The 12,730-nt window shown below is 70.3% G+C and carries 9 protein-coding genes; 5 read left to right on the top strand and 4 right to left on the bottom strand.

What is annotated here, in order from left to right; genetic code table 11:
* The first annotated feature begins 20 nt into the window (after positions 1–20).
* Complete coding sequence (locus ACG04Q_RS16200) at positions 21–740, top strand: Crp/Fnr family transcriptional regulator (RefSeq protein WP_394512002.1); 720 nt, start codon at positions 21–23, stop codon at positions 738–740.
* Here the strand turns inward: ACG04Q_RS16200 and ACG04Q_RS16195 are convergent.
* Positions 737–1,876, bottom strand: a complete 1,140-nt coding sequence (locus tag ACG04Q_RS16195; RefSeq protein WP_394512001.1) for an NAD(P)/FAD-dependent oxidoreductase — start codon at positions 1,874–1,876, stop codon at positions 737–739. The genes ACG04Q_RS16200 and ACG04Q_RS16195 overlap by 4 nt on opposite strands.
* Before the next feature lie 104 nt (positions 1,877–1,980).
* Here ACG04Q_RS16195 and ACG04Q_RS16190 point away from each other — a divergent pair, with 104 nt between their 5' ends.
* A complete protein-coding gene (locus ACG04Q_RS16190) occupies positions 1,981–3,255 on the top strand; it encodes a peptide MFS transporter (protein ID WP_394511999.1) in 1,275 nt (424 codons plus the stop codon).
* Positions 3,256–3,262: 7 nt separating this feature from the next.
* On the opposite strand, the gene ACG04Q_RS16185 is transcribed toward ACG04Q_RS16190, so the two are convergent.
* Positions 3,263–3,976: a helix-turn-helix domain-containing protein gene (locus ACG04Q_RS16185; protein WP_394511997.1), complete on the bottom strand. Its 714-nt coding sequence runs from the start codon at positions 3,974–3,976 to the stop codon at positions 3,263–3,265.
* A gap of 168 nt (positions 3,977–4,144) precedes the next feature.
* Between ACG04Q_RS16185 and ACG04Q_RS16180 the strand changes: the two genes are divergently transcribed.
* From ACG04Q_RS16180 to ACG04Q_RS16170, 3 genes are all read left to right on the top strand, one after another.
* Positions 4,145–6,391, top strand: a complete 2,247-nt coding sequence (locus tag ACG04Q_RS16180; protein ID WP_394511996.1) for a TonB-dependent receptor — start codon at positions 4,145–4,147, stop codon at positions 6,389–6,391.
* Between the two features lie 14 nt (positions 6,392–6,405).
* Positions 6,406–8,370: a serine hydrolase domain-containing protein gene (locus tag ACG04Q_RS16175; protein ID WP_394511995.1), complete on the top strand. Its 1,965-nt coding sequence runs from the start codon at positions 6,406–6,408 to the stop codon at positions 8,368–8,370.
* A gap of 80 nt (positions 8,371–8,450) precedes the next feature.
* The gene (locus ACG04Q_RS16170; RefSeq protein ID WP_394511994.1) at positions 8,451–9,932 is read left to right on the top strand and encodes a M81 family metallopeptidase; all 1,482 of its coding nucleotides are present in this window, start codon (positions 8,451–8,453) and stop codon (positions 9,930–9,932) included.
* Positions 9,933–10,001: 69 nt separating this feature from the next.
* On the opposite strand, the gene ACG04Q_RS16165 is transcribed toward ACG04Q_RS16170, so the two are convergent.
* The gene (locus ACG04Q_RS16165) at positions 10,002–10,604 is read right to left on the bottom strand and encodes a GNAT family N-acetyltransferase (RefSeq protein ID WP_394511993.1); all 603 of its coding nucleotides are present in this window, start codon (positions 10,602–10,604) and stop codon (positions 10,002–10,004) included.
* 162 nt (positions 10,605–10,766) lie between these two features.
* Positions 10,767–12,647, bottom strand: coding sequence for a molecular chaperone HtpG (gene htpG, locus ACG04Q_RS16160; RefSeq protein WP_394511992.1), 1,881 nt, complete (start codon positions 12,645–12,647; stop codon positions 10,767–10,769).
* Positions 12,648–12,730: the final 83 nt, after the last annotated feature.

The raw sequence follows: 12,730 nt of genomic DNA, 5'->3' as shown, positions 1-12,730 counted from the left end.
CACGGCCCAGACTTTCCCGCATGGCGGACATTCCCCTGCGCCAACGCGCCCGCAAGCCGACACCGGCCGAGCTGGACGCCATCCCGTGGCTGAAGCTGCTGGACGGCGCCCAGCGCTCGCGCGCCATCGTCACGCTGGAGGTGGGCGACGCCGAGCCCGGCGAGCGGCTGTGCCGCATCGGCCGGCCGGCGACGTTCTGGTTCGGCGTCATCGACGGCCTGCTGAAGATGAACAACGACGACTCGACCGGCCAGGCCGTCACGTTCACCGGCATCCCGCCGGGCGGCTGGTTCGGCGAGGGCACGCTGCTCAAGCGCGAGGTCTACCGCTACAACATCCAGGCGCTGCGGCCCAGCGTCGTGGCGGGCCTGCCCATCGACAGCTTTCATGCGCTGCTGGACGGCAGCATCGCCTTCAACCGCTTCGTGCTGGACCAGCTCAACGAGCGGCTGGGCCAGTTCATCGGCGCGCGCGAGACCGACCGCATCCACGACCCCGACGTGCGCGTCGCCCGCAACCTCGCCGCCCTGTTCCACCCGACGCTGTACCCCGGCGTGGGCAACTGGCTGCGCATCACGCAGCAGGAGCTGGGCTACCTCGTGGGGCTGTCACGCCAGCGCGTGAACCAGGCGCTGCACCGGCTGGGCGACGCGGGGCTGATCCGCATCGAGTACGGCGGGCTGCGCGTGCTGGACCTGCAGGGGCTGAGGCGCTTCCAGGCCGACGCACCAGCCGCCTAGCCGCGAAACCGCTCAGGCGACAGGGCCGCCACGCCGACGCCCGCATCTACCAGGTCCTGCGGCACACCCCGGCCCAGCGCGAGCGACGCCGCCAAGCGGCCCAGCGCCGGCGACGTCTGGATGCCATACCCGCCCTGTCCGGCACACCAGAAGAAGCCCGGCGCGCCCGGCTCGAAGCCCACCACCGGCGAGCGGTCAGGGCTGAACACGCGCAAGCCGGCCCAGCGGTGGCGCACACGCCGCACGGGCCGGCCGGTCAGCGTCTCGAAGCGGTCCACCGCGATGGCCACGTCCAGCTCCTCGGGCTGGGCGTCGCAGGGCGGGCTGGGCGTCTCGTCGGCCGCCGAGATCAGCAGCAGGCCGGCGTCGGGCTTGAAGTACTGGCTCTCGTCGATGGCCACGACGGCCGGCCACGCGCCGGCATCCACCCCCTCGGGCAGTTCGATGAGCACGGCCGTGCGCCGCAGCGGCTGCAGCGGCACCGGCGCCACGCCGGCCAGGCCCGCCACCTCGTCTGCCCAGGCGCCAGCCGCGTTGATGACGATGCCGGCGCGGAACTCGCCCGTCGCCGTGCGGGCCAGCCACCCGTTGCCGTCGCGCGCCAGCGACTGCAGCGCGCTGCCCAGGTGCACCTCGGCCCCGGCGGCCCGCGCAGCGCGCAGGAACCCCTGGTGCAGCAGGTCCACGTCGATGTCGGCGGACGTGCGATCCAGCAGCGCACCGGCGATGCGCTCGCGCTGCAGCAGCGGCACGCACGCCAGCACCTCGTCGACGCCCAGCGTCACGGTGCGCGCGCGCACATCGGCATCGGCCGTGAAACCGGCCACCAGGTCCAGCTGCCCCGCGCCGACGAGGAACAGCGTGTGCCGCTCGCGCAGCAGCGCGCTTTTCACCATGCCCTGCGATGGGGTCAGGAAGTAGCCCAGGCTCGCCCGGGTCAGCGCGCGGATGGTGGCGTTGCCATACAGCGCCGAGTACAGCGCCGCGGAACGGCCGGTGGCGTGGTAACCCGCATGAGGTTCCGTCTCCAGCACCGCCACACTCGCCTCGCCCGCCAGCGACGCAGCAACCGACGCCCCCGCGATGCCGGCACCGATGACGATGCAATCCACGTTCTTCGTTGTCTCTTGGCGCATGGCTGGCGACATCAATTTTCCAAAATGGAAAATAAATGTACCATCATGAAAATTGTTGGGCAACGCTGAAATTGACGCCTTGCCCGTCGCACGAAGGAGTTCGCGTGGACGCTTCCCTGCAGACCTCACCGCCCCAGGCCAGCTCGCCATGGTTCGGCCATCCGCGCGGGCTGGTGGTGCTGTTCCTGACCGAGATGTGGGAGAAGTTCTCCTTCTACGGCATGAAGGCGCTGCTGATCTACTACATGATCCGGCACCTGCAGTTCCCGCAGGCGGACGCGTCGCTCATCTACGGCGCCTACACGGGCGGCGTGTACCTCACGCCCATCTTCGGCGGCGTCATCGCCGACCGCTGGCTGGGCCGGCGCCGCGCCATCCTCATCGGCGGCTCGCTGATGGCGCTGGGGCATTTCACGCTCGCATTCGAGTCGGCGTTCTTCGCCGCGCTGGCGCTCATCGCGCTGGGCAACGGCCTGTTCCTGCCCAACCTCCCCAGCCAGGTGGGCGATCTGTACGCCGAAGACGACCCGCGCCGCGGCGGCTCGTACAACGTCTACTACGTGGGCGTGAACCTCGGCGCCCTGCTGGCGCCGCTGGTGTGCGGCACGCTGGGCGAGGTGTACGGCTGGCACGTGGGCTTCGGGGCGGCCGGCGTCGGCATGTGCCTGGGGCTGGCCATCTACGCGCTGGGCGCACGCCACCTGCCCCCGGACCGCGCGCCCGCGCCGCCCGCCGGCACGCCCGCGGCCGCCCCCAGCGGCGCGCGACGCTTCGTGCCCTTGCTGCTGGTGGGCCTGGCGGTCGTCGTGTTCCGCAGCGGCTACGAGCAGAGCGGCAACACGCTGGCCGTGTGGGCCGAAGCGGGCGTGGACCGCGCGCTGGGCAGCATCACCGTGCCGGTGACGTGGATGCAGTCGCTGAACCCGTTGTTCGTCTTCCTGTTCACGCCCTTCGTCATTGCCGGCTGGCGCCGCGCGGCCGAGCGCGGGCGCGAACCGGCGCCCCTCACCAAGATGGCGCTGGGCGCCGCGGGCGTGGCGCTGTCGTACCTGATGCTGGCGCTGGTGGCCGCCACGCACGGCAGTGCGCCGGTGAGCATGGCCTGGGTGGGCGCGTTCTTCGTGATCTACACGCTGGCGGAGCTGTACATCCTGCCCGTGGGGCTGGGCCTGTTTGCGCGGCTGGCGCCACGCGGCATGGGCGCCACGGTCATTGCGGCGTGGTTCCTGGCGTCGTTCGGCGGCAACCTGCTGTCGGGCGTCGTGGGCCGCCACCTGCAAGGGCTGGGCCCGGCGGGCTTCTTCGTGCTGCTGGGCGCCATCACCGGCGCCGCCGCGCTGGCGCTGTTCGCGCTGCGGCCGCTGCTGCGCCGGGTGTAAGCCGCGCCTAGCGGCGCCTGGCCTTGGCGGCCGGCCGCACGGACTTGGCCGGGGCCGCCGGCTGCGGCGCCGGCGCGGCGTGGCGCTGCGACACCTCCAGGAAATGCTGCGTCATCTCGTCCTGCCCGTTGCGCGGCGCGCAGGTGGCAACGAGGCGGCACGTGCCCTCCGAGGCCTTCAGGTAGGCATGCCCCATCTCGCTGTCGAAGAAGATGGAGTCACCCGCCTTCAGCGTGACCGGCGCGTACAGCTCGGAGTGGAAGACCACCTCGCCCTCGATGACGAAGGCGAACTCCTCGCCCGGGTGGCGGATCAGGTCGCCGAACTCGGCCTTGAACTCGTCCAGCGTGCGCGCACGCACCTCGGCAATCAGCGGCGTGAAGCGCTTGTTGAGCAACTCCGACGCCAGGTAGGTCTGCTTGTAGCTCTGCGTGTCGACGACCTGGCCGTCGCCCGCCCGGTGCACCACGCGGCGGCCACCGCCGCTGGGCGCGGGCCGGGTGCTGCCGTGCGCGTCGTGCAGCAGCTCGGCCATGTCCACCCCCAGCCCGCGGCTCAGCAGCATGAGCTTGTCGTAGGACAGCGACACGTTGCCTTTTTCCAGTTTGGACAACGTGGACACCGCCAGCCCGGTGCGCTCGCCCACCTGGCTCAGCGTCAGACCCAGCCGCTTGCGCACGCTGCGGATGTGTTCGCCGGGAGTGGGGATGGTGCTGGCCATTTCGCTGGGAGAAATCGTTCGCCATCTTAGGTGACACCCCGGCGGCGACCGCCTCCCCACTTGCCCTACGCCGATTGCATGACTCGTCTAAGGTTTTCACCGATGGGAAATAATTTTCCAAATTGGAAACTTCAGCGATCAAACAACTTTCCTGACCCAGGAGATGCCATGAGCCGGTCCACCCGCTTCGCTCACCTCGGCACGCCGCCAGCGCCCGCCCGGCACCACCCGCGCCACAAGCTCGCGGCCCTGACGGCAGCGGGGCTGGCCGCACTGTGCGCGTCACCGCCGCTGTGGGCGCAGGCCGCGGGCAACACGCCGCAAGCGACGCGCGACGTCGAGAAGCTGGACGTCGTGACCGTGACGGCAACGCGGCGCCGCGAGCCGGTGCGCGACGTGCCGCTGCGCGTCGAGACGCTGGGCGCCGAGCCGATGGAGCGGGCCGGCGCGACCTCGCTGAGCGACTACGTCGGCGGCCTGCCCGGCGTGGACGTGAAGACTTCCGGCGGCCCCGGCCGCGGCGCCGTCACGATCCGCGGCGTCAGCGTCGGCGAGCAGCAGATCGCCACCGTGGGCATGTACGTTGACGACGTGGCCTTCGGCTCCAGCAGCGCATTCGTCGGTGGCGCCAACACGGCGCTGGACCTGTCGCTGCTGGACCTGCGCCACATCGAGGTGCTGCGCGGCCCGCAAGGCACGCTGTACGGAGCCGGTGCCATGGGCGGGCTGCTGAAGTACGTGACCCACGAGCCCGACAGCACGCAGTTCTCGGGCAAGCTGGGCCTGGGGGTGCGCCAGGCACGCGGCGGCGGCCTGGGCCACACCGAGCACGCCGTCGTCAACGTGCCGCTGAGCCAGGACGTCGCCGCGCTGCGCGTGGCCGCGTTCAACGACCACGAGGGCGGCTACATCGGCGCCGTGGGCAAGGCCGCCGGCGAGCATGTCAACGACGGCACGACGCGCGGCGCGCGGGTGTCGGTGCTGGTCGAACCGGCCGCCCGCGTGAAGCTGCGGCTGACGCACACGCAGCAGGAAATCCGGCGCAACGGGCTGAACGTGCTGGAATACGACGTGGCGAGAGGCCAACCCGTGTACGGCGACCTGACACGCCATCTGGACGTTGGCGAGCCGTACCGGACCAAGAGCAGCCTCAGCTCGGCGGACGCCGAGGTCGACTTCGGCTGGGCCCGCTTCAACGCGATCGCGTCAGCACAGCGGCAGGACGGCGCCACCGGCCAGGACGCCACGGCACTGCTGGGCAACAACCCCGCATTCGACTTCGTGTCGCTGAACAACGCCTACCGGCTGCGCAAGCGGACGCAGGAGCTGCGACTGACGTCGCAACGCGGCACCATGGAGTGGCTGCTCGGCTACTTCCGCACCACCGAGACCGGCCACGTCGGCCAGCGCCTGTGGGCGCAGGCGGCGGGCGGCGGCGCTGGCATGACGCTCACCACCACCGGCCAGCCCTCGGAGTACCGCGAACGCGCGCTGTACGGCGACCTGACCTGGAACCTCAACCCGGCCTGGTCGCTCACGCTGGGCGCGCGGGTGGCCAAGAACGAACAGGTCTACACGGTCTACGTGAACGACGTCCTGAATTCGTCCGCCCCCAGCGACGACACCGCCAAGACCTACCTCGGCACGCTGCGCTACGCGATCGACAAGGCCAGCAACGTGTACTTCCGCGCGGCCAGCGGCTACCGGCCCGGGGGGCCCAACTCGCCGGCCATCGACGCGGACGGCCAGGTCATCCCCGACACGCCCAAGACGTTCGGCCACGACACGCTGTGGAGCTATGAGCTGGGCTACAAGGCCGACCTGCTGGACAAGCGGCTGAACCTCGAGGCGGCGCTGTTCACCATCGACTGGAAAGACCTGCAGCAGCCCAAGGCGGTGGGCGCCAGCACCATCGTCGTGAACGCCGGCAAGGCCCGTGTGCGCGGGCTGGAGCTGGCCGCCCGCTACCAGGCCGACGCCCACTGGCACCTGGAAGGCAGCCTGACCTGGACCGACCCCAAGCTCACCCAGGACGCCCCCGCGCTGGGCCCCGCCGGCTCGCGCCTGCCCAACGCGGCGCGGTTGGCCTTCACGCTGGGGGCCCGCTACACGTTCGAGTTGGCCAACCACCCGTCCTACGCCGGCTTGAACCTGCGCCGCGTGGGCCAGCGCAATGCCGGCTTCGACGCGGCCGGCAGCTCGGTGCCCAACTTCAGCCAGCCCGGCTACACGCTGCTGGATGCGCAGTGGGGGCTGACGTTCGGCGCCTGGCAGCTGTCCACCTTCGTGCGCAACCTGACCGACAAGCGCGCCATCCTCGGCGCCGACACGGCGCTGACCGCGTTCGGCCTGCCGCTCAATGTGACGACGGTGGCCCCGCGCACGGTGGGCGCCCACCTGACCCTGAACTTCTGACCCCAGGATTCCGCATGAGAAAGATGCTCTCCCGCCTGCATGCGCTGGCGCTGGCACTGGCGCTGACGCCCCTGGCCGATGCACAGCCCCACCCAGCCCTGGCCTCCACGCCGCCAGCGCCCGCCGCGGCGCCCGAGGTCAGCTCGCCCAAGCCCGCCGCGAAGGCGGGGACGCCGCTGACGGCCGTCGATGTCGAGGCCTTCATCGACGGGCTGGTGCCGACGGCGCTGCGCAACGCGCGCGTGCCGGGGGCGGTGGTGGTCGTGGTCAAGGACGGGCAGCCGCTGCTGCAAAAAGGCTACGGCATGGCCGACTGGGAGCGGCGCATCCCGGTGGACGCGCACAAGACGCTGTTCCGCCCCGGCTCGGTGTCCAAGCTGTTCACGTGGACGGCGGTGATGCAGCTCGTCGAGCAGGGGCGGCTGGATCTGGACGCCGACCTGAACAAGTACCTGGACTTCGCCATCCCCGGCCGCAACGGCAAGGCGCTGACGTTGCGCCACGTGATGACGCACACGACCGGCTTCGAGGAGGTCGCGCGCGACCTGCTCACGTACGACACGCCGGCCCCCGACCTCGGCAACGTGCTCAAGCGCTACATCCCGCCGTACGTATACGACCCCGGCACGACGCCCGGCTATTCCAACTACGCAACCGCGCTGGCCGGCTACATCGTGCAGCGCGTCAGCGGCAAGCCGTTCGATGACTACATGGACCAGCACGTCTTCGGTCCGCTGGGCATGACGCAGTCCACCTTCCGCCAGCCGCTGCCCGACGCACTGAAGGGCCAGATGTCGCAGGGCTACATGACCTGGGACGACAAGCCCAAGGGCTTCGAGGTCATCAGCATGCCGCCCGCCGGCAGCATGTCCGCGCCCGGTGCGGACATGGGCCGCTTCATGCTCGCCATGCTGCAGCAGGGGCGGCTGGGCGACGCGCAGCTCCTCAAGCCCGAGACCGTCAGGCAGATGTACGGCCAGCTGACGCGCCCGCTGCCCGGCCTGCTGGGCATAGGCCTGGGCTTCTACGAGCAGAACGTCAACGGCCGCCGCGTCTTGGCGCACGGCGGCGACACGGTGCTGTTCCACAGCGACCTGCTGCTGTTCGTCGACGACGGCATCGGCCTGTACATCTCCGTCAACGCGCCGGGCCATGAGCGCCAGGGCGGCTGGCTGCGCGACAAGCTGTTCGAGGCCTTCGCAGACCGTTACCTGCCCGACGCCCGCCCGCCCACGACGCCCGGGGTGGACGAAGCCACCGCACGGCTGCACGCCCGGCAGATGGCCGGCAGCTACCGCAACACCCGGCGCGAGGACTCGACCTGGCTGTCGGTGCTGCAACTGCTGAGCCCGTTGAAGGTGCAGGCGCTGGAGGACGGCCGCCTGTCCATCGAGCTGGCCGGCGCACGCAGCAACTACCGTGAGGTGAAGCCCTATTTCTGGGAGGAGGAGCACGGCAAACGCAGGCTGCAGGCCGTGGTCGAGAACGGCAAGGTCAAGCACTGGGGGCTGGAGCCCTACGTCTTCGCCTTCATCTTCGAGCCCGTGCCGCTCATGGCCGACACGCCGGTGCTGATGCTGACGGCGCTGGCCCTCGTCACGCTGCTGCTGACCGTGCTGGTGTGGCCCGTCGTCGCCGTGCTGCGCCGGCGCTACCAGGTCGCCACGCCACCGCCACGTTCGGTGACCTGGGTGCGCAGCGCCAGCGCGGGTGTCATGGTGGCACTGGGCCTGTGGGGCGCGGTGGTATCACTGCTGGAAAGCCTGGGCGACACCTCGCTGCTGCTCCCGCTGGCGCAACTGGCGCTCGCCGTGTCGGTCATCGGCGGCCTGGCACTGGCCGGCCTGCACGCCCGCCACGCGCTCAAGGGCCGCAGCCGGTGGAGCCAGGCCCTGGCGCTGGCCTGGCTGATCGCGTTCGCGGTGCTGCTGGTCGTCAGCCTCAGCCACCACCTGATCAGCCTGAACCCGTGGTATTGAGATGAAACGCCCCTGCCTCAGGCCGGCGGCCCCGGCTCGCGGACCGCGGGGACTGGCGCACACATGACATGAGCAAATCCATGCGACTTTTCCTCGGCGGCCTGGTGCACGAGACCAGCAGCTTCTCGCCGCTGCCCACCAGCGTGCAGTCCTTCCGCGACGGTGTGCTGATACGCCGCGGCGAGGTGGGCGCGCTGCAGCGCATCGCCGCTCAGCCCAACCTGACCGGCGTCATCGCCGCGGCCGCCCGCCAGGGCGACACGCTGCTGCCGGGCCTGTACGCGCAGGCCCAGCCGTCCGGCCCGCTGTCGCGGGCCGACTACGAGCTGCTGCGCGACGAGTTGCTCGATGACCTCCGTGCAGCGCTCAGCCTCGGCCCGGTGGACGCCGTGGTGCTGGAGCTGCACGGCGCCATGCTGGCCGACGGCCACCCCGACTGCGAAGGCGACCTGCTGACCCGCGTGCGCGCGCTGGTCGGCCCGCGCGTTGCGCTGGGCGCGCTGCTGGACCTGCACTGCAACCTGAGCCCGGCGATGGTCGAGTCCGGGGCGGCACTGGTGGCCTGCAAGGAGTACCCGCACGTCGACTACGCGGCGCGCGGCGAGGAGTTGCACGCGATGCTGTGCGCGATGGCCCGCGGCGAGCTGGCGCTGCAGGCGCATTGGCGGCGCGTGCCGCTGCTGGGGATCTTCGGCACGACGCAAGCACCCATGCGCGATTTCGTGTGCCAGCTGCAGGCCAGCGAGCAGACGGTGCCGGGCGTGGTGTCCGTCTCGGCGCTGCACGGCTTTCCGTGGTCGGACACGCCGCACACCAGCGCAGCCATGCTGGTGCTCGCGCAGGCCACGCCAGCCGCGGCGCAGGCCGCCCAACAGCTGCTGGGCGAACTGGCCGATACCTTCTACGGCCTGCGCGAGCGTGCCGCGGCCAACCGCCAGCCCCTGGGCGCCGCGCTGGACGCCGCGCAGCACGCGATGCAGCAGGCCGGCGGCCGACCCGTCGTGCTCGCCGACACGGCCGACAACCCCGGTGGCGGCGCGGCCGGCGACAGCACCTTCGTGCTGCGCGAGCTGCTGCGCCGCGGCCAGCGTGACGTGGCGCTGGGCATGATCTGGGACCCGCAGGCCGTTGCCATCGCGATGTCCGCCGGCGTCGGTGCGCGGCTGCCGCTACGCATCGGCGGGAAGGTGGGCCCAACGTCGGGCGACCCGGTGGACCTGGATGTCGAAGTGCTCGCCTGCCGCAGCGATGCCTGCCAGCGCAGCCTCACGCCCGGCGGCCGAGACCCGCTCGGTGCCGCAGTAGCGGTGCGCGCGCACGGCATCGACCTCGTGCTCAACAGCACGCGTCAGCAGGTGTTTTCGCCCGAATGCTTCACCGAGCTTGGCATAGACCCCACCGCCAAGCGCCTGGTCGTCGTGAAGTCGACCCAGCACTTCCGCTCAGGCTTCGACGCCATGGCTGCAGCGGTCATCTACGCCGACTCACCCGGCAGCCTGCAGGCCGACATCGGCGCATTGCCGTTCAAGCACCTGCCGCGGCCGGTGTGGCCGCTGGACTAGACCCGGCTCACGCGAGCGCAGCGGGCGGCGTCGCACCCCGAGGTGCAGGCCGGTCCTTGTGAACAGGCCCTAAGCCGCGAAAGCGACTGCCTCGGGCTCAACACGCGGCAGCGCGGCCCAACGGTCGGCGGTCAGCTCGTACAGCAGCGCGGCGGCGCTGCCGGGGCCGTCGGCCAGCGTGCCCTTGGGCCGCAGCCCCAGGCCTTCCAGCGTCTTGCGCGTCGGCGCGTTGTTGGGCAGCACGGCGGCGACGACCGCCGGCTCCTGGCGCTGCTCGAAGGCCTGCGCGAACGCATATTGCGCCATCTCCGACGCCAGCCCGCGGCCCCAGGCCTGCGGCGTGATGCGGTAGTAGAGGTACAGGCCCGCATGGCCGGCAACGCTGCGGTGCATCAGGCCACCAAAGCCGATCAGGCCGTCGGGCTGGTCACGCTCGGCGATGGCCCAGTGGCCGAAGCCGCGCTGCTCCCAATGCGCCATCCAGGCCCGCAACTGGGACTGAGTCGCGTCGCGGCCATGGGGCGTGGCCGCAGCGCAGAAGCGCGTCACCGCCGGGTCCGCGTAAAGCGCCATCAAGGTATCGAGATCGCTGTCCCGCGGCGGGCGCAGCACCAGGCGGCGGGTAACCATGGCAGCCGGCACGGCGGCGGCGGGTTCGCGGGGCTCACTCAAGACCATGAAACTGCTTGGAACTCGGTAAAAACCCTAGGTTAACGACGACACGCCGGCGCGGGAAGCCCGCGGGCCGGGTGTCGTCGCATTCCCGTCACAAATGCACGGTAAAGAAGCGCGAAGCGCGCGGTTCGCGCCACGCTCCCGGGCTGCGGCTGACGGTCAGCCGATCAGCAGCGCATTGACGCGCCGCACGTAGGCGGCCGGGTCTTCCAGGTGGCCGCCCTCGGCCAGCACGGCCTGGTCGAACAGCACCTGGGCGAGGTCGTCGAAGCGAGCGTTGCCCTCCAGTTGCTTGACCAGCGCGTGCTCCGCGTTGATCTCCAGCGTGGGCAGCGACACCGGCGCCTGCTGGCCGGCCTGCTTCAGCAGCCGCGCCAGGTGGCCGGACACATCGCCCTCTTCCACGACGATGCAGGCCGGCGAGTCGACCAGGCGGGTCGTCACGCGCACGTCCTTGGCGCGGTCCTTCAGCGCGTCCTTCAGCTTGTCCAGCAGCGGCTTGAACGCCTCGGCCGCTTCCTCGGCCTTCTTCTTCTCGTCCTCGTCCTGCAGCTTGCCCAGGTCCACGGCGCCCTTGGCGACCGACTGGAGTTGCTTGCCTTCGAACTCGTAGAGGTGGCTGAGCATCCACTCGTCCACGCGGTCCACCAGCAGCAGCACCTCGATGCCCTTCTTGCGGAAGATCTCCAGCTGCGGGCTGTGCTTGGCGGCGGCCAGGCTGTCGGCGGTGATGTAGTAGATGGCCTCCTGGCCTTCCTTCATGCGGCTCACGTAGTCGGCCAGGCTCACGCCTTCGTCGGCATGGGTGGAGGCGAAGCGGAACAGCTTGGCCAGGCGCTCCTGGTTGGCGTGGTCCTCGCCGATGCCTTCCTTGAGCACCTGGCCGAAGTCCTTCCAGAAGGCGGCGTACTTGTCACGCTCGGCCTGCTCCTCGCTGTTGGCCAGGCTCTCCAGCATGCCCAGCACGCGCTTGGTGGAGCCCTCGCGGATGGCGCGCACATCACGGCTTTCCTGCAGCAGCTCGCGCGAGACGTTCAGCGGCAGGTCGGCCGAGTCGATCACGCCCTTCACGAACCGCAGGTACACCGGCATCAGCGCCTCGGCGTCGTCCATGATGAAGACGCGCTTGACGTACAGCTTCACGCCGCCGCGCTTGTCGCGGTTCCACAGATCGAACGGCGCCTTGGCCGGGACGTAGAGCAGCTGCGTGTACTCGCTGCGGCCTTCCACGCGGTTGTGCGTGTAGGCCAGGGGCGCCTCGCTGTCGTGGCTGATCTGCTTGTAGAACTCTTCGTACTGTTCCTGCGTGACCTCGCTCTTGCTGCGGCTCCACAGGGCCGAAGCCTTGTTGACCGGCTCCCACTCGTCGGTGACGACCTGCTTGGCGGCCTCCGCGTCCCAGGTCTCCTTCTTCATCAGGATGGGCAGGGAGATGTGGTCGCTGTACTTGCTGATCGTGGACTTCACGCGCCAGGTCTTGAGGAACTCCTCCTCACCCTCGCGCAGGTGCAGGATCACGTCGGTGCCGCGGCCCGCCTTGGTGATGGTCTCCAGCTCGTACTCGCCGGTGCCCTCGCTGCTCCAGCGCACGCCCTGGTCGGCCGGCAGCCCGGCGCGGCGGGTCTCGACGGTGATGCGGTCGGCCACGATGAAGCCCGAGTAGAAGCCCACGCCGAACTGGCCGATCAGCTGGGCGTCCTTCTTCTGGTCGCCTTCCAGCTTGGCCATGAACTCCTTCGTGCCGCTCTTGGCGATGGTGCCCAGGTGCGACGCGGCCTCGTCGGCGCTCATGCCGATGCCGTTGTCGCTGATGGTCAGCGTCTTGGCGGCTTCGTCGAAGCTGACGCGCACTTCCAGGTTGGGCGCGTCCTCGAACAGCGCCGCGTTGTCCAGCGCCTCGAAGCGCAGCTTGTCGCAGGCGTCGCTGGCGTTGCTCACCAGCTCGCGCAGGAAGATTTCCTTGTTCGAGTAGAGGCTGTGGGTGACGAGATGCAGGATCTGCTTGACTTCGGCCTGGAAGGCGTGGGTTTGCTTGGTCATGGCAATGGACAATGAGTGATCTCTTGGGCGTTCGCGCCCGACGGGCGGCCAGCTTGGGACCGCCCACGCATTTTCAAGGGCCG

The organism is Pelomonas lactea (genome assembly GCF_043555885.1).
Lineage (GTDB): Bacteria > Pseudomonadota > Gammaproteobacteria > Burkholderiales > Burkholderiaceae_C > Pelomonas > Pelomonas lactea.
Note: the sequence above shows the minus strand (reverse complement) of the source record. Positions and strands in the feature narration are given on the sequence as shown.